This is a genomic window from Pseudoduganella sp. OTU4001 (genome assembly GCF_038440195.1).
In the GTDB taxonomy this organism is placed as follows: domain Bacteria; phylum Pseudomonadota; class Gammaproteobacteria; order Burkholderiales; family Burkholderiaceae_D; genus Rugamonas.
The window spans coordinates 94,115-110,444 of sequence record NZ_JASATG010000017.1; the positions used below are offsets into that span (position 1 = coordinate 94,115).

Consider the following 16,330-nt stretch of genomic DNA (forward strand, 5'->3'; position numbering starts at 1 on the left):
ATGTTGAAACTAGCCCTCGGCCCGGTGCTGTATTACTGGCCGCGCCTGACCATGTTCGAGTTTTACCAGCAGGTCGCTGAATCACCGGTGGACATCGTCTACCTCGGTGAAGTCGTATGCTCGCGCCGCCATGAGTTGCGCTTGCCCGACTGGCTCGACATTGCCGCCCTGCTGCGCGACGCCGGCAAGGAAGTGGTGCTGTCCACACAAGCCCTGATCGAATCGGGCGCCGAACTGACCACCATGCGTAAGCTATGCGAGAACCGGGACTTCCAGGTGGAGGCCAACGATTTCGGCGCCGTGCGCAACCTGGAAGGCGCCGGCTTCATCGCCGGCCCGCACCTGAACATCTACAGCGAACCGACGCTGGCCGTGCTGGCGCGCCAGGGGGCACGGCGCTGGGTGGCGCCGCTGGAAATGGACCGCAGCGCCATCGCCACCTTGCTCGACACGCAGCCGGCCGGCATGGAAAGCGAAGTCTTTGCCTGGGGCCGCATGCCGCTGGCCTTCTCCGCCCGCTGCATGACCGCCCGCAACCGCAACCTGCCCAAGGACGACTGCCAGTTCAGCTGCATCGACTATCCCGATGGCCTGATCATGGATACCCGCGAGCGGCAAGCCTTCCTGGTGCTGAACGGCATCCAGACCCAGTCCGCGCTGTGCTGCAACCTGGTGCTGGCGATGCCGGAAATGGCGGACATGGGCATCAATGTGCTGCGCATTTCGCCGCAAGCGCGCGACACGCTGGAAGTGGTAGCCGCGTTCGACAAGGTGCGCCGCGGCGAATGGCAGCCGGCCCACGCCGCCCACGTGCTGGAGTCCCTGGCGCCAGGCGGCAGTTGCGACGGTTTCTGGTATGGCCAGCCCGGCATGGAGCGCAGCGCAGCGCTGGAGGACGCAGCATGAGCGCCGCCGCACTGCGCATTCCAGCCGCCATCGGCCGCCTGCTGGGCCGCCTGCCGCCGCAGCCACCGGCCTGGCTGTTCGTGCAAGGCCTGAACCGCTTGCTGGCGCCGCAGTTGCCGGAAGATGTCAGGCAAGCCCTGTTCGCACGCCGCCTGCGCTTGCGGGTGGAAGACGCCGGCCTGGCTATCGACTTCAGCTGGCAGGGCAGCGCATTCGAGACCACGCGCAGCGGTGGCGCGCCCGACCTGACCATCGGCGCCTGCGCACACGACCTGCTGCTGATGGCGCGCCGCCAGGAAGACCCGGATACCCTGTTCTTCTGCCGCCGCCTGATCCTGGAAGGCGACACCGAATTGGGCCTGCTGTTCAAGAACACCCTGGACGGCCTGGACGCCAGCGTCTTCGACTGGCGTCGCCTGTTGCCGCGCCATGGCTGACAAGACGCTGCCGCTGGTGTACTCCTGCTCCGGCTGCAGCAGCGCCGCGCAACTGGCCAACGCGGTGGCGATCAAGCTTGACCGCAGCGGCAGCGCGGAAATGTCATGCATTGCCGGGGTGGGCGGCGGCGTCGCCCCGTTGGTCAAACTGGCCAAATCCGGCCGCACCATCCTCGCCATCGACGGCTGCCCGCTGGCCTGCGCGCGCGCCTGCCTGGCGAAAGAAGGCGTCACGCCCGACCACCACCTCCTGCTCAACCAATACGGTGTGCGCAAAAAACTGCACACCGACTTCGACCCTGTCGATGCCGTCCAGTTGGCGGCCCAGGCGTTGCGCCTGTTAGGATTGCCAGACGCTGGAATAGGTGAAGCCGTCGCCGATGATCTCGGCTAAGGCACTCTTGTTTTCTGCGGACTCGCTGAAATGTACCAGCACTTCCTCGCGTGAGGTGCCGGACTGCATCGCCTTGTTCCAGAACTCGAATCCGGCAGCGTCGGGGCTGCGGTGTAGCACGTTCTGGTACAGCGCCTGGATGAAAGTATTGTTGGACGGTGCGCTGCCGTAAAGGGTCTTGAATTCATTGCTCCCAACAAAGGCATCGGCCACCGTGCGCAGGGGCAGTCCCTTGTCCAGCTGTCCAATCCAGAAGCCAAGTCCACCCAGGTCGGGCGTGCGGTTGAAGGCGGCTTGATAGAGCCGATAGGCCTGCCCTGCATTCCCATCCACATCGAAGGCATAAATCTGGTCGAAGAACTGCAGGCGTTCGATATTGCGCAAGGTCTCGTAGGTGCCCGCACCGCCATCCCACAAGACAAAATCGGCGCCATCACGGAACACCACATTGAATGCGCTGTAGCGACCGGAGACAAAGGTATCAATGCCGCTGCCGCCATCGATGATTGTGCCTGGCTGGCGCATGTAGAAGCCGTTGTCTGCCGTTGCGGTGCTGGAGTATTGGACCGTGGTAAAGGTGAGCGACTCCGGGCCGATGTAGCGATTGCCATCCAGGTCATGAATGGCTGCGGCGGGTAACGACAAGGTATAGGTGTCGGGCAGCAGGTAGCCGTGCGATTGCATCACCAGCGTGTCGCCGATGACCTTGGGATAGCTGCCACCTGCACCAAAGTTGACTTGAACGGCCTTACCGGCGCTGTCGCGCAGGACGATCTTGGACAGGTCGACTTTGATCGCTTCGCTAAACTTGATGGTAATCGTCCTGTCAGTCAGCGCCACGCCCGTTGCGTTATTGGCATGGGACTGCGTCACTACTCGTGGGCCATTGCCATCATCGGCGTAAGGCAGCGAGGTAAGGGTGTAGCCGCCCAGGCTATAGTCGCGCACATCAAGGAAATACTGGCCCGAGGTTTGCGGTGTAATTTTCAGGATGCGCTCGCCATTCACGAGCGACTGCTCATTCGGCGCCGACGGTCCGGTGAATGTGAGGCCCAAGGTGGGCGGCGCTTTGCCTGGCGTAGTGCTTTTCAATGAATATACATAGGTGCGGTGCGCATCGAGCTGCACGCTGAAAACGTCGGTGTCGCCGATGTAGTCGATGCCGCCGCTGATGCTGGCGCCATTGGCAAGCCGCGGCGCGGCGGCGCCCATCATGTCAGTAAAATCGTCCGGGATGATCTTCGGCTGAAGTTGATAGGAAGCTGCACCATTGCCACGTACCATCAAATAGACGGTGCCGTTGCTCTCGGCGCGGAACATGATGGCGCGCGAACCGTCCGACGTGCTGTTGTTGTAAGCGCCGTTGGCAAGTTCCTTGCCGTCGGCATCGCACAGTTTGGCATATACGTACTCGCCCTTCCCGCTGAGCTTGACCTCGTAGGTCTGGCCGGCAATCGTGTCGAGCCGGTACATATCGATATCCGCCCCCACTTCGAGCTTGCCATCAAAGGTCGTGCCGGCGGTCAAAGCAGTGGCGGTCGCGCCTTTGTCGCCCGCATCGTCGGGGATCCCAGCTGCGAGGGTCAGCAGGTAGCTTCCGGTTTGCTGCTGGGGCGACGATAGTTCGACAAAATAGGTGCCGCTGGTCTGCGGCTTGAACGATAACGGCGCGAAGCCATAAGGAACGGTGTATGTGGCAACGGCTTGTCCGCTGGCGTCAAGGATGCGCATGACGGCGCCGTTGGCAGCGCCATATTCTGCCGATTTAGCTTCTATCCAGTAAGTGCTGCCAGCCTCCAGGCGAGTGGCAAACCAGTCGCGGTCGCCTGCATTGTCGAGCTTGGCGTTGACGCTGCTGCCGACCGCCAGGGTGCCGGCGCCGCTACTGTTGGCCGCCCAGTCGTCAATTGCCCGCGCTACGGTGAGTGTATAAGCCTGGTTTGGCGGCAACCAGGTATCCCCCGTCACAGTGAGCAGATACTCGCCGCTGCTGGACGGCGTGGCTTCCAGGCTGCCGGAAAGGCCGACCCCGCGTGATGCGACCAGCTTGCCGTCCGGGGAGCCGGAAAGCTCAAGCTTGGCCGCTCCGCCTGTGCCATTTGCTGCCAGCAAAGCGAAGCGATAGGTCACGCCGGCCTCCAGGCTGACCTTAAAGGCATCCCGGTCGGCGCTGGCTTGTAGCACGCCTTGGCTAATTCCGCCGACTGTCACCGCCTTGGCCGTCGCGGCATCCTGGCCGATATCGTCGTCAGCGCTGCTTACGCTGATTGAGTAAGGCGAGGGGTAGCCAATTGTATTGGCCGTCAGGGCGCGCTCAATCTGCAGGAACACGGCGCCAGTCTGTTTGGCCTGGTAAATCAGCTGGGCTCCGCCTTCATCCATGCTGCCATAGTTGTAGCCAAGCCAATTGCCGGCCCCATCGTGCAGGAAAATGTCCCACCCATAGCCTTTCACCCCCTCAAGCTTGAAAGTGTAGAACTTGCCTTGCTCAAGATCGACGCGCATCCAGTCATCGTCAAACTCATAAGTGAGGACGCCTTGCACTTTTGCGCCGATAGCAAGGGGAGCGGCCCCGCGCAGCTCGTTGGCGTAATCGTCGGCGATCCGGCTGGCGCTCAGTTTGTATCCACCGGCATCCTCGCCGGCCAGTTCGACATAGTAGTCGCCATCTTCCAGCGGATCGAAGGTGTTGCTCCGCGAAACGACACGCCCCGATGCATCCTTGATTTCGATGGAGTACTGGTAGCCTTTTCCGAGGTCGGCCGTCGCACGGCCTTCAGTTAGAAAGGTGTAGTGGTAGCCCTTTTCGGCGTGAAATTTGATCCAGTCCTTGTCCCCCGCCTGTTCGTAGACGCCCAGCACGGGAGTGTCGAGCGTCAGCACCCCCTTGGTGCTGCTATTGCTTGGCAGGTCGTCTGGCGTCGAGCGTGTGGCCAGGTTCAGGGTGTAGTCATTGATGGCCATGTTGCCATAGGTGTCCATCGCCACGGCGTAGAAGGTACCGCTGCGGTCAGGGGTAAACTCGAGCGTCCCATTCTTTTCCCATTCATAGTAGTGAACTGCGACGAAGCTGTCGCGGCGCGGGTCAAAGAAGGCGATGGTGAAACCGGTGGTGCCGGAGCCATTCCCGGTCAGGTAATAGGGGACGCCCGCCTCCAGCGTAACGGCAAACCAGTCCTGGTCCTTCATGAATTGGATCTGACCCTTTACGCTGCCATTGACAGCAAGGGTGGCGGTGGAACGCTCGGTTCCGTAATAGTCGTCAACAAGAAAGCCCACTAGTTGCTCCTGCGCAAAATATTGCCCAATATTAACATTTTACTAGCTTTTTTTATCGCTTTAGGGGTTGGTGATAGTTAAAGTCTATTGAGACTATTTGAACAATCAAATTTCCAAATCTGCGAGAAAGCCTTAAACTGGCGTCTCATTGATTCACAACCCACGAGGAAACCACAATGTCCCTGATCAATACCCAAGTAAAACCATTCAAGGCCACCGCATACCACAACGGCAAATTCGTTGACCTGAGCGAAGAGTCCCTGAAAGGCAAGTGGTCCGTATTCGTGTTCTACCCAGCCGACTTCACCTTCGTGTGCCCAACCGAGCTGGAAGACCTGGCTGACCACCACGCAGAATTCGCCAAGCTGGGCGTGGACGTGTACGGCATCTCGACCGACACCCACTTCGCCCACAAGGCATGGCACGACACCTCCGACGCGATCAAGAAAGTGCAGTATGCCCTGATCGGCGACCCAACCGGCACCCTGTCCCGCAACTTCGAAGTGATGATCGAAGAAGAAGGCCTGGCACTGCGCGGCACCTTCGTGATCAACCCGGAAGGCTTCATCAAAGTGATGGAAGTGCACGACAACGGTATCGGCCGCGACGCTGCTGAACTGCTGCGTAAAGTGAAGGCAGCCCAGTACGTTGCTTCCCACCCAGGCGAAGTTTGCCCAGCCAAGTGGACCGAAGGCGCAGCAACCCTGAAGCCATCGCTGGACCTGGTCGGCAAGATCTAAGCATCTTCGTCTGCTAATGGCATGAACAGGCGGCCCCACGGGGCCGCCTTGGGGCGTTGAGGCGGTACCTACCGCAAGCGACTAATCAGAAAGGAATAGCCATGCTGGACGCAGACCTGAAAGCCCAACTCTCCTCCTACCTGGAGCGCGTTGTCCACCCGATCGAGATCGTGGCGCACACCGACGCCTCCGCCAAATCGCAGGAAATGTCGGCCCTGCTGCAGGACATCGTGTCCGCCGGCCACGGCAAGATCAGCGTGGTTGCAGGCAGCGACGACAAGGCGCGCAAGCCTTCCTTCGACATTACCCGACAAGGCACCGATATCGGCGTCAGCTTCGCTGGCATCCCGATGGGCCATGAATTCACCTCGCTGGTGCTGGCGTTGCTGCAAGTGGGCGGCCACCCGATCAAGCTGGATGAAAAAGTCATCGAGCAAATCCGCAACCTGGATGGCGATTACGTCTTCGAGACCTTCATCTCCCTGAGCTGCCATAACTGCCCGGAGGTGGTGCAGGCGCTGAACGCCATGTCGGTGATCAACCCGCGTATCAAAGTGGTGGCCGTTGACGGCGGCGTATTCCCGAAAGAAGTCGAGGAACGCCAGGTGATGGCGGTGCCGATGATGTACCTGAATGGCCAGCACTTCGGCCAGGGCCGCACCAATGTCGAGGAAATCCTCGCCAAGCTGGATACCGGCGCTTCGGCCCGTGCAGCCGCTGAATTGAGCAAGAAAGACGTGTTCGACGTGCTGATCGTCGGCGGCGGCCCTGCCGGCGCTGCGGCGGCTATCTACACGGCGCGCAAAGGCATCCGCACCGGCGTGATCGCCGACCGCTTCGGCGGCCAGGTGCTGGATACGCTGTCGATCGAGAACTTCATCTCGGTGAAAGAGACCGATGGCCAGAAGTTCGCGGTGGCGCTGGAACAGCACGTCAAGGAATACGAAGTCGACATCATGAACACCCAACGCGCATCGAAGATCGTGCCGGGCAAGATCAAGGAAGTCCACACCGAGAGCGGCGCGGTGCTGAAGGCCAAGTCGGTGATCATCTCCACCGGTGCGCGCTGGCGCGAAATCAACGTGCCGGGCGAGAAGGAATACCGCAACCACGGCGTGGCTTACTGCCCGCACTGCGATGGCCCGCTGTTCAAGGGCAAGCGCGTGGCGGTGATCGGCGGCGGCAACTCCGGTGTGGAAGCGGCGATCGACCTGGCCGGTATCGTTGAACATGTGACCCTGATCGAATTCGGCGCGGAACTGCGTGCGGATGCGGTGTTGCAGCGCAAGCTGGCGACCCTGCGCAATGTGAAGGTGATCAAGTCGGCGCAGACCAGCGAGATCCATGGCGACGGCAAGAAGGTCAATGGCCTGAGCTATACCGACCGCGAGAGCGGCCAGTCGCATCGCGTGGACCTGGAAGGCGTGTTCGTGCAGATCGGCCTGGTGCCGAATACCGAATGGCTGAAGGGCACCATCGACCTGTCCAAGCATGGCGAGATCGAAGTGGACAACAAGGGCCAGACTTCGATGGTGGGCGTGTTTGCTGCGGGCGACGTGACGACCGTGCCGTACAAGCAGATCGTGATTGCGGTGGGCGAGGGCGCCAAGGCGGCGCTGGGTTCCTTCGATTACCTGATCCGCTCCAGTGCGGATGACGAGCCGGCCGCTATCGCTGCTTAAACCCGCGAAACCGGTAAACCGGAGTACGATGGTGGCGGTTGAACAGACAGGGTCAGGCACTTGTGCCTGACCCTGGTTTACCGGATTTCGGCGAGCAGAAATGAAAAAAGCCCGGACTAGCCGGGCTTCTTCCTGAATATTGGCGGAGCGGACGGGGCTCGAACCCGCGACCCCCGGCGTGACAGGCCGGTATTCTAACCAACTGAACTACCGCTCCAATTCTTCACTGCTGCATTGGGAAGAGGCCGAATTATAAAGGCAGATTCGTCTGGCGCCAAATACTTAAAGCTGTACTACCTGTGCGACCGGCACCTGGGGCTCCAGGTGGCTGGTCAGCACAACCACTCCCTGCCGCGCGGCGAGCCGCCCGCGCATATATTCCAGGGCCGCCGCATCCAGGCCGTTGAATGGCTCGTCGATCAGCAGCACCTTCACCGGCAGCGCAAACGCAATCGCCAGCTGCATCTTCTTATGCTGTCCGAGGGACAGCGCCGATACCGGCTGCTGCAGCACCGGCATCAGCCGCATCGCCTGCAATTCTTCCTCCAGCAGCGCCGCGTCCACGCTGGGATACAAGGCCACGTGCAGGTCCAGCATTTCGCGCACCGTCAGCCAGGGCAGCTGCGGCGTGTCGCCACCGCAGTAGAAGCATTGCCGGCGATACGCCAGCGGCTGCGTAACCTGGCCGACGCCGTCGATGCTGATGCTGCCGTGGTGCGGCGCCATCGCGCCTGCGATCAGTTTCATCAGCGTGGTCTTGCCTGCGCCGTTTTCGCCGCGCAGCCAGGTGATGCCCGGCCCGGCCTGCATGGCGAAGCCGCGGAACAGCACACGGCCGGTGTATTCAAAATTCAGGGACTCGATGGTCAGGCCCATAGTTCGCTTCCAATGGCGGTCAACAGGAGGATGGAGAAGGTCACCAGCACCACGCGGCCACGCGGTGCAGCTGGCAGCACGACGATCGCCAGCGCTGCCGCCGCCGCGAAGCCGAGCCACGCGGCCGCGAGCCCGGCGCGCAGGCCGGCGGCGGCGCCCGGCAGCATCGTCAGCAGGCCTGCCATGACGGCCAGCACGACGAAGGCCGGCAGCAGGGTGAACGTGCGCGCGGCAGCCAGCAGCGGGGCTTGGGCCAACGGCCACATTGCCAGTGGCAGCGCAATCTCCGCAGCCTGTTCGCGCACGGCCTTATCGCCCCGGTCCACCAGCAGCATCAGCGCCGCACTGGTGAACAAGCCGAGCGCCGCGCGAGGCAGCGGCAGCGCATGGGTGGTCCAGAACACTGCGCCGGCCAATGCCGTCGCCAGCAAGGCGCATTGCTGGATGCCGGTCTTGTTCTCGGCGCGCCAGAACGGTAGCCAGAACAGGCGATGCCAAAGTGCCAGGTAGCGCGGCTGCAGGGGGCGCGGTGCGTATCGGGCCGCGTCGGCCGCGCCGGGGTCCGCGCCGCCATGGGCGGATGCGGAGCGCGGGATGCCGCGATGGCGCAGGCGCAAGCGCCGCGCCGTGACAATGGCGGCGGCCAAGGCCCAGCCGAGCGCAATGGAGGCTGCCAGCGCCGCCAGTGCGCGTCCCCACACCGGCCGTAGCCATGCCGGCCACTGGTAGAGCCAGATCGCCGCGGAAACCGCGCAGATGCCCGCCATCCAGCCAACCAGGCGGCCAGCGACCAGCCAGTCGCCCTGCCAGCCTAGCGCGGGCGGCACCGGCAGCGTGCGCTCCCAGGCGACGGCATCGGCCGGATGCAAGCGTTTGCGCAGCAGGACAACCGGCAGCGCCACCAGGACCGCCTGGCCAGCGATGGCAGCCAGCGTCATTGCGGCGCCGCGCGTGGCCGCCATCATGACCGGCATCGACACAAAGGCCATCAAGCCCAGCACGACCGGCGCAAACACCAGTCCAATAATTTCAAGGGAATTGACCATGCTGGCAATGAACTGCCGCAGGGAGTGGCGCGCCATGCGCGTACGGTAGCGGAGGTAGGGATGCATTGCACCGGGCCTCGGAAATGAAAAAAGCCCGGACTAGCCGGGCTTCTTCCTGAATATTGGCGGAGCGGACGGGGCTCGAACCCGCGACCCCCGGCGTGACAGGCCGGTATTCTAACCAACTGAACTACCGCTCCAATTCTTCTAGCATCTGGTGGGCGTTGAGAGGGTCGAACTCCCGACCTAATCCTTGTAAGGGATCCGCTCTACCAACTGAGCTAAACGCCCCCGCCTTCGCTATCGAACGTTTGTCACAACGTTCAGAAGAGGCCGCATTATAGGATGGATTTCAAAACCCGCGCAAGGGTTTTTCCAAAAAAATCGCAAAAATTATTTGGAAACCCCGATTTGCGACATGATCCAGGCGTACTCGAAAGCCTTCTCCTGCAGTGCGTTGTAGCGGCCGGAAGCGCCGCCATGGCCCGCGCCCATATTCACTTTCAGCAGCAGCGGGTTGCTGTCGGTCTTATGGCGGCGCAGCTTGGCCACATACTTGGCAGGTTCCCAATACATCACCTGGCTGTCATTCAGGCCGGTGGTCACCAGCATGGATGGATAATCTTTCATCAAGATGTTGTCATAAGGGGAATAGCTGCGCATGTAGTCGTAGGCCGCTTTCTCGTTCGGGTTGCCCCACTCCAGGTATTCGCCGGTAGTCAGCGGCAGGCTGGCGTCCATCATGGTGTTCATCACATCCACGAACGGTACCGCAGCGTGCACCGCCTTGAACAGGTCAGGGCGCATATTCACCACCGCACCCATCAGCAGGCCGCCGGCGCTGCCGCCCTGGATCGCCAGGCGATCACGGCTGGTCCATTTTTCCTTGACCAGGTACTCGGCGCTGTCGATGAAGTCGTTGAAGGTGTTCTTCTTCTTCATCAGCATGCCGTCGTCATGCCACTGCTCGCCCAGGTCGTTGCCGCCGCGGATATGCGCCGCCGCGTAAATCACGCCGCGCTCCAGCATGCTCAGGCGGATCAGGGAGAAGTTGGCTTCCTGTGGAATGCCATAGGAGCCGTAGGAGTACAGCACCAGCGGCGCCGAGCCATCCAGCTTCACGCCCTTCTTGTAGGCGACCCACAGCGGTACTTTCACGCCATCGCGCGCGGTGGCCCACAGGCGCTTGGTTTCGTACTGGCTGAAATCAAAGCCGCCCGCGATTTCCTGCTTCTTCAGCACGGTGCGTTCGCCGGTTTTCATATCGACGTCGATGGTCGACGCTGGCGACAGCGGCGACTGGTAGCTGATGCGGAACTTGGTCAGGCCGTAATCCAGGTTGGTGGACGGCATGGAGACATACACCTCATCGTCGAACTTCACGGTCAGCCATTTCTTGCTGGCGAAGTCGTAGATGCGGGTGCGGGCCAGGGCCTGCGATTTCTCCTGCACCGCCAGGAAGCCTTTGAAAGCGGTCGCGCCCTGCAGCAGGGTGCTCTTGTCGTGCGGGACGATCTCGGTCCACTTCTTCGGATTGGCAAGCGGCGCGCGCACCAGGCGGAAGTTCTTGGCATCCTTGTTGGTGCGGATGTAGAGCTGGCCGTCGCGGTGGCTGACGAAGTAGCGGTGGCCCTTGGTGCGGCCCAGCACGGACTTGAACTTGCCCTTCGGCTGGTCGGCCGGCAGCATGAAGACTTCGGTGGTGTCGGTGGCGCCCGCCATCAGGAAGATATGCTTGCGGTCCAGGCTACCAAAGACGTCGAGGTTGAATTGCTCGACCGCCTCGTGGTAGACCTGCTCCTGCTGGCCATCCAGCGTGACGCGGAACAGGCGGTCGGCGCGCTTGGTGGTGGCGTCTTCCTGCACCACGAACAGGGTCTTGTTGTCGGCTGCCCAGGTCACGGCGGTCACGCGCGGCATGGTCAGCGACAGCACCTTGCCGCTGGCCAGGTCTTTAATGTGCAGCTCATACTGGCGGAAGCCGTTGTTGTCGGTGGTGTAGGCCAGCAGCTTGTCGTCCGGGCTGGCCTGCATCACGCCGACGTGGAAGAACTTCAGGCCTTCGGCCATGGCGTTCTGGTCCAGCATGATCTCTTCCGGCGCGTTGGCGTCGTAGCTGCCATCCTTGGCGGCCAGGCGGCGGCAGTTCAGCGGATACTGCTTGCCGGCTTCCACGCGCGAGTAATAGTAGTAGTCGCCGCGGCGCGCCGGTACCGACAGGTCGGCCGGCATGGTGCGGTCCTTGAACTCCTTGTACAGCGCGTCGGCAAAAGGCTTGATGCTTTCGGTCATGGCGGCGGTGTAGGCGTTTTCCGCGTTCAGGTAATCGATGACGGCCTGGTCCTTCTTGTCGTGCAGCCAGCGGTAATCGTCGGTCACCTGCTCGCCGTGGCGGGTTTCCATCCATTGTGTCTTGGCGGCGACAGGCGGCTGCACCGCGTCGGCGGCGATGGCCGGTGCTGCCATCAGCGGCAGCAGCAGGCTTGCTACAAAGCGTTTCTTCACTTGTTGAACTCCTCGGGAAAAAATGTGCAATGATTCTAGGGGCTCATAATTAAAAATACAACAACAAATGATTACTACTAAAAAGCTGTATGCGCGCGTCAGCTGGCGGCTGCTGCCCTTCTTGTTCGTTTGCTATGTGGTGGCCTACCTGGACCGCGTCAACATCGGTTTCGCCAAGCTGCAGATGCAGGCCGACCTGCAATTGTCCGACACAGTGTACGGCCTGGGCGCGGGCATCTTCTTCATCGGCTACTTCCTGTTCGAAGTGCCGGCCAACCTGCTGATGCTGCGCGTCGGCGCGCGGCGCTGGATCGCGCGCATCATGGTCAGTTGGGGGCTGCTGTCGGCGGCCATGATGTTCACCAGCAGTCCCACGGCTTTCTATGCGCTGCGCTTCCTGCTCGGCGTGGCGGAGGCGGGCTTCTTCCCCGGCGTGATCATGTACCTGACCTACTGGTATCCGGCGCAGCGGCGCGCGCGCATTGTCGCCATCTTCATGAGCGGCGTCGCGGTGGCGGGCGTGGTGGGTGGGCCCTTGTCGGGCTGGATCATGTCGCATTTCGCCGGCCACGCCGGCCTGGCCGGCTGGCAGTGGCTGTTCCTGCTGGAAGGGTTGCCGGCGGTGGCGCTGGGCGTGGCCACCCTGGCCTACCTCGATGACGGCATCGACGACGCGCGCTGGCTGGACGATGACGAGAAGGCGCTGCTCAAGCACCAGCTGGAGCGCGAGGCCCAGCAGCGTGCGCCATGGTCGCTGCGCCATGTGTTCGGCAGCAGCCGCGTATGGATACTGGCGCTGGTCTATTTCCTGTTCGTGATGGGTTTGTACGGTGTCGGCTTCTGGCTGCCGCAGCTGATCCGCAATGCCGGGGTGCAGGACGTGCTGGATGTCGGGCTGCTGACGGCCATCCCCTACAGCGTTGCGGCGCTGGCCATGATCGTCATCGCGCGCCATTCCGACCGCAGCGGCGAGCGGCGCTGGCACGCGGCGCTGCCCGCGCTGGTGGGCGCGGCGGGCCTGGTGGCGTCGACGCACTACGCCAGCAATCCGATGCTGGCGCTGGCGGCCCTGAGCGTGGCCACGGCAGGCATCCTCAGCACCTTCCCGGTATTCTGGAGCATCCCCACCGGCATGCTGAGCGGTTCGGCGGCGGCCGCCGGCATCGCCATGATCAATTCCCTCGGCAACCTGGCCGGCTTCGCCAGTCCCTATATGGTGGGCGCCATCAAGGACGCCACGCGCAGCACCGCCAGCGGCATGATGCTGCTGGCCGCCAGCATGGTGGCAGGCGGCCTGCTGGTACTGGCCTGCGTCGGGCGCAAGGGAGAGATGCTGTGAAGGGCCGGCGCGCCCTGCTGATGGAACTGTTCAATGCAGCGCTGCGCGCGGCTGATCCGCTCGACACCATCGGCGCCCACTTGCCGCCGCCGCCCAAAGGCCGCACCGTGATTATCGGCGCCGGCAAGGCTGCGGCGCGCATGGCGCAGGGCGTGGAGCGGCGCTGGCAAGGACCGCTTAGCGGCGTGGTGGTGACGCGTTATGGCCATGGCGCGCCGACGCGCCAGGTGGAGGTGATCGAAGCCGGCCACCCGGTGCCGGATGAGGCCAGCGCGGCGGCGGCCCGGCGCATGCTGGAGGCGGTGCGTGGACTGGGGCCGGACGATCTGGTGCTGTGCCTGATGTCCGGCGGCGGCTCGGCATTGATGTCGCTGCCGGCCGGCGCGATCACCTTGCAGCAGAAGCGCGCGATCAACCAGGCCTTGCTGCGCAGCGGCGCGCCGATCGGCGAGATCAATATCGTGCGCAAGCATCTGTCGGCCATCAAGGGCGGGCGGCTGGCGCTGGCTTGCGGTGCGGCGCGCGTGGTGACGCTGGTGCTGTCGGACGTGCCGGGCGACGACCCTGCCGTGGTGGCCAGCGGCCCGACCCTGCCCGACGCATCGACGGCGCAGGACGCGCTGCGCATCCTGCAGCACTACGGCATCGCCATCGCCCCCGAAGTGCGCGCCGTGCTGGAAGACCCGGTGCAGGAAACGCCCAAGCCCGGCGACCCGCGCCTGCAGCGCAATAGCGTGGCAGTCATCGCCACCGCCAGGCAGGCCTTGCAGGCCGCTGCCGATGCCGGGCGCGCCGAGGGCCTGCGCACGCTGGTGCTGAGCGACCGCCTGGAAGGGGAGGCGCGCACGGTGGCGCAGGCCCATGCCGCCCTGGTGCAAAGCGTGCTCGCGCATGGCAGCCCATTGCGGCCGCCCTGCGTCATCCTGTCAGGCGGCGAAACCAGCGTGACGGTGCGCGGCAGCGGACGCGGTGGACGCAATGCGGAGTACCTGCTGGCGCTGGCCGTGGCGCTGCAAGGCACGCCGGGCGTGCACGCCATTGCCTGCGATACGGACGGCATCGATGGCACGGAAGACAATGCCGGCGCCGTACTGGGACCGGATACGCTGGAACGCGCCGCCGCGCTCGGGCTCGACGCGCGCGCCCTGCTCGACAACAACGACGGCTACAGCTTCTTCAGCGCGCTGGGCGACCTGGTGGTCACCGGCCCAACGCGCACCAACGTCAACGACTTCCGCGCGATCCTGATTATTTGATGTTGGCCGCCAGCTTGGCCCAGACGGCATCGCCGATATCCGGGCGGCCATCCGGCGCGCGGAAGGACAGGAAGAACACCTCGTTCTTCCTGCCGGTCGCCATGTACATGAAGTAGGCCGGCTGGCCGGTGGTATTGCTGATCATCTGTACCAGCACGGCCGGATGCTTGCCCTCCTTCAGCGGCGTCACCTTGATCTTGGTGGCGGCCGTCTGCAGCTTGTTGAGCGAGCCCGGGTCGTCGATCCCATAGAACATCTTGGTGCGTACGTCATAGGTGACATTGGTGGCGGTCGAGCCGTAGATGTAGCCATTGCGGTTCGGCAGCTGCTGCGCGGTGGCGGTGGCCGCATCGGCCGGGCGCATCCAGTACTGGTAGCCCATCTTCTTGATCTTGGCCGGCATGTATTCGACCGGCACCGGCACCTTCAGGTCGATCGGCAGCGGCAAGCGGCCCGCCCCCATGAAATTCTCGATCGGGATGTCGCGCGTCTGCACCGGCTCGGCCGCGATGACGAGGGTGCTGGTCGCGGCCAGGCCGGCCGCAAGGAAAATCGCTTTCACTGGAACTCCTTTGATTACCTAAGAGGTAATCGTCGCACGGCGCGCATTTGTTGACAATGGCCTTGCCAACCAACGAAAAGGAGAGCCACCATGCAAATCGTCGAAAAATACCTCGCTGCCTGGAACGAGCGCGACGCCGGCGCCCGCCGCGCCGCCGTGGAAGCGGCCTTTGCTCCACAAGCGGCCTACAAAGACCCGCTGATGCAGGGCGCCGGCCATGAAGGGCTGGATGCCATGATCGCCGGCGCCCAGGGCCATTTTCCCGGCATGCGCTTTGCGCTGGCCGGCACCCCGGCCAGCCACAATGACATGGTACGCTTCTCGTGGACGCTGGGCGCGCCGGGCGCCGATCCGGTAGCGCGCGGCACCGACATGGCCGTGGTCGCGGCGGATGGCCGCCTGGCCAGTGTGACGGGTTTCCTTGACTAAGAAGGTGGGCACATGGGCGCAGCAGCTCCAGGGCAGTATTTCAGCGACTACGCGGCGGCAATGCGCTATTGGCGCACCAAGCGCGGCTTCAGCCAGCTGCGGCTGGCCACCGAAAGCGGCATCTCGCAGCGCCATATCAGCTTCCTGGAAAGCGGACGCTCGCAGCCCAGCCGTGAAATGATCCTGAAACTGGGCCTGGTATTGGATATCCCGCTGCGCGAACGCAATGTGATGCTGCTGGCGGCGGGCTTTGCTCCCGCCTACCAGGAGCGCACGCTGTCGGATCCGGAAATGCAGGCGGTCAAGCAGGCGCTCGATTTCATGCTGCAGCAGCAGTCGCCGTATCCGGCGCTGGTGGTGGACCGCTTGTGGAACCTGGTGATGAGCAACGGCCCGGCGGGCAAGCTGCTGCACTGGCTATTGGACGGGACGCCTTCGGGCAGCAATGTCATCAAGCTGACGCTTGACCCGCATGGCTTGCGCAAGTACATCACCAACTGGCAGGACGTCAGCACCGACCTGCTGCAATGGATCCAGCGCGAAGCCATGGGCGACGGGCCAGGCAGCGAAGCCTCTTCACTGCTGCAGGAGCTGCTGGCGATGCCGGGCATCCGGGAGGCGTCCCAAACGCCCAACCTGGACCGGCGCACGCTGCCTTTCCTGCCCTTCACCTTGCGCAAGGATGGCGTGGAGCTGAACCTGTTCACCACCATCACCACGCTCGGCACGCCGCACGATGTGACACTGCATGAACTGCGCATGGAAGCCTTCTTCCCCGCCGACGAGGCGACGGCGCAGTGGTTCCGCGCGCAGGCCGGCTAGAATTCTTCCCAGTCGTCGCCGGGCGGCGCAGCCTTGGCCGTTGCGGCGGCACGTTTT

At 63.2% G+C, this 16,330-nt stretch carries 14 protein-coding genes and 3 tRNA genes; 9 read left to right on the forward strand and 8 right to left on the reverse strand.

Features of this window, described 5'->3' with window-relative positions:
- Genes AAHE99_RS16605 through AAHE99_RS16615 form a run of 3 tightly spaced genes read left to right on the forward strand, consistent with a single transcriptional unit; the run spans window position 1 to window position 1,737 of the window.
- The gene (locus AAHE99_RS16605) at window positions 1–906 is read left to right on the forward strand and encodes a U32 family peptidase (protein ID WP_342118468.1); all 906 of its coding nucleotides are present in this window, start codon (window positions 1–3) and stop codon (window positions 904–906) included.
- Window positions 903–1,343 carry a ubiquinone anaerobic biosynthesis accessory factor UbiT gene (gene ubiT / locus AAHE99_RS16610; RefSeq protein WP_342118469.1) on the forward strand — a complete coding sequence of 147 codons (441 nt, stop codon included), beginning with the start codon at window positions 903–905 and terminating at the stop codon, window positions 1,341–1,343. The genes AAHE99_RS16605 and ubiT overlap by 4 nt, the downstream gene beginning before the upstream one ends.
- The gene (locus AAHE99_RS16615) at window positions 1,336–1,737 is read left to right on the forward strand and encodes a putative zinc-binding protein (protein WP_342118470.1); all 402 of its coding nucleotides are present in this window, start codon (window positions 1,336–1,338) and stop codon (window positions 1,735–1,737) included. Before ubiT ends, AAHE99_RS16615 begins: the two co-directional genes overlap by 8 nt.
- Here the strand turns inward: AAHE99_RS16615 and AAHE99_RS16620 are convergent.
- Entirely contained in the window at window positions 1,684–5,016 is a 3,333-nt protein-coding gene (locus AAHE99_RS16620) for a DUF4214 domain-containing protein (protein WP_342118471.1), read from the reverse strand. The two genes, AAHE99_RS16615 and AAHE99_RS16620, sit on opposite strands and share 54 nt — an antisense overlap.
- 176 nt (window positions 5,017–5,192) lie before the next feature.
- On the opposite strand from AAHE99_RS16620, the gene ahpC reads away from it, so the two are divergent.
- Both ahpC and ahpF read left to right on the forward strand, forming a co-directional pair.
- Window positions 5,193–5,756, forward strand: a complete 564-nt coding sequence (ahpC, locus tag AAHE99_RS16625; RefSeq protein ID WP_057265746.1) for an alkyl hydroperoxide reductase subunit C — start codon at window positions 5,193–5,195, stop codon at window positions 5,754–5,756.
- A 101-nt stretch (window positions 5,757–5,857) separates the two neighbouring features.
- Entirely contained in the window at window positions 5,858–7,438 is a 1,581-nt protein-coding gene (ahpF, locus tag AAHE99_RS16630; protein WP_342118472.1) for an alkyl hydroperoxide reductase subunit F, read from the forward strand.
- Between the two features lie 140 nt (window positions 7,439–7,578).
- Here ahpF and AAHE99_RS16635 read toward each other — a convergent pair.
- From AAHE99_RS16635 to AAHE99_RS16660, 6 genes are all read right to left on the reverse strand, one after another.
- A tRNA-Asp gene (locus tag AAHE99_RS16635) sits at window positions 7,579–7,655 on the reverse strand.
- Window positions 7,656–7,720: 65 nt separating this feature from the next.
- The gene (locus tag AAHE99_RS16640; protein ID WP_342118473.1) at window positions 7,721–8,314 is read right to left on the reverse strand and encodes an ABC transporter ATP-binding protein; all 594 of its coding nucleotides are present in this window, start codon (window positions 8,312–8,314) and stop codon (window positions 7,721–7,723) included.
- Window positions 8,305–9,426, reverse strand: a complete 1,122-nt coding sequence (locus AAHE99_RS16645) for a hypothetical protein (protein WP_342118474.1) — start codon at window positions 9,424–9,426, stop codon at window positions 8,305–8,307. The genes AAHE99_RS16640 and AAHE99_RS16645 overlap by 10 nt, the downstream gene beginning before the upstream one ends.
- A gap of 57 nt (window positions 9,427–9,483) precedes the next feature.
- A tRNA-Asp gene (locus AAHE99_RS16650) sits at window positions 9,484–9,560 on the reverse strand.
- 15 nt (window positions 9,561–9,575) lie between these two features.
- Window positions 9,576–9,651, reverse strand: a tRNA-Val gene (locus tag AAHE99_RS16655).
- Between the two features lie 102 nt (window positions 9,652–9,753).
- On the reverse strand, window positions 9,754–11,865 hold the full coding sequence (locus AAHE99_RS16660) for a S9 family peptidase (protein ID WP_342118475.1): 2,112 nt from the start codon (window positions 11,863–11,865) through the stop codon (window positions 9,754–9,756).
- Between the two features lie 67 nt (window positions 11,866–11,932).
- On the opposite strand from AAHE99_RS16660, the gene AAHE99_RS16665 reads away from it, so the two are divergent.
- Together AAHE99_RS16665 and AAHE99_RS16670 are read left to right on the forward strand one after the other, a co-directional pair.
- Window positions 11,933–13,204, forward strand: a complete 1,272-nt coding sequence (locus AAHE99_RS16665; RefSeq protein ID WP_342118476.1) for an MFS transporter — start codon at window positions 11,933–11,935, stop codon at window positions 13,202–13,204.
- Between the two features lie 20 nt (window positions 13,205–13,224).
- Window positions 13,225–14,460, forward strand: coding sequence for a glycerate kinase type-2 family protein (locus tag AAHE99_RS16670; protein ID WP_342118481.1), 1,236 nt, complete (start codon window positions 13,225–13,227; stop codon window positions 14,458–14,460).
- Here AAHE99_RS16670 and AAHE99_RS16675 read toward each other — a convergent pair.
- Complete coding sequence (locus tag AAHE99_RS16675; RefSeq protein WP_342118477.1) at window positions 14,453–15,022, reverse strand: hypothetical protein; 570 nt, start codon at window positions 15,020–15,022, stop codon at window positions 14,453–14,455. The genes AAHE99_RS16670 and AAHE99_RS16675 overlap by 8 nt on opposite strands.
- 90 nt (window positions 15,023–15,112) lie before the next feature.
- Here AAHE99_RS16675 and AAHE99_RS16680 point away from each other — a divergent pair, with 90 nt between their 5' ends.
- Together AAHE99_RS16680 and AAHE99_RS16685 are read left to right on the forward strand one after the other, a co-directional pair.
- Complete coding sequence (locus tag AAHE99_RS16680) at window positions 15,113–15,451, forward strand: nuclear transport factor 2 family protein (protein WP_342118478.1); 339 nt, start codon at window positions 15,113–15,115, stop codon at window positions 15,449–15,451.
- 12 nt (window positions 15,452–15,463) lie between these two features.
- On the forward strand, window positions 15,464–16,273 hold the full coding sequence (locus AAHE99_RS16685; protein WP_342118479.1) for a helix-turn-helix domain-containing protein: 810 nt from the start codon (window positions 15,464–15,466) through the stop codon (window positions 16,271–16,273).
- Window positions 16,274–16,330: the final 57 nt, after the last annotated feature.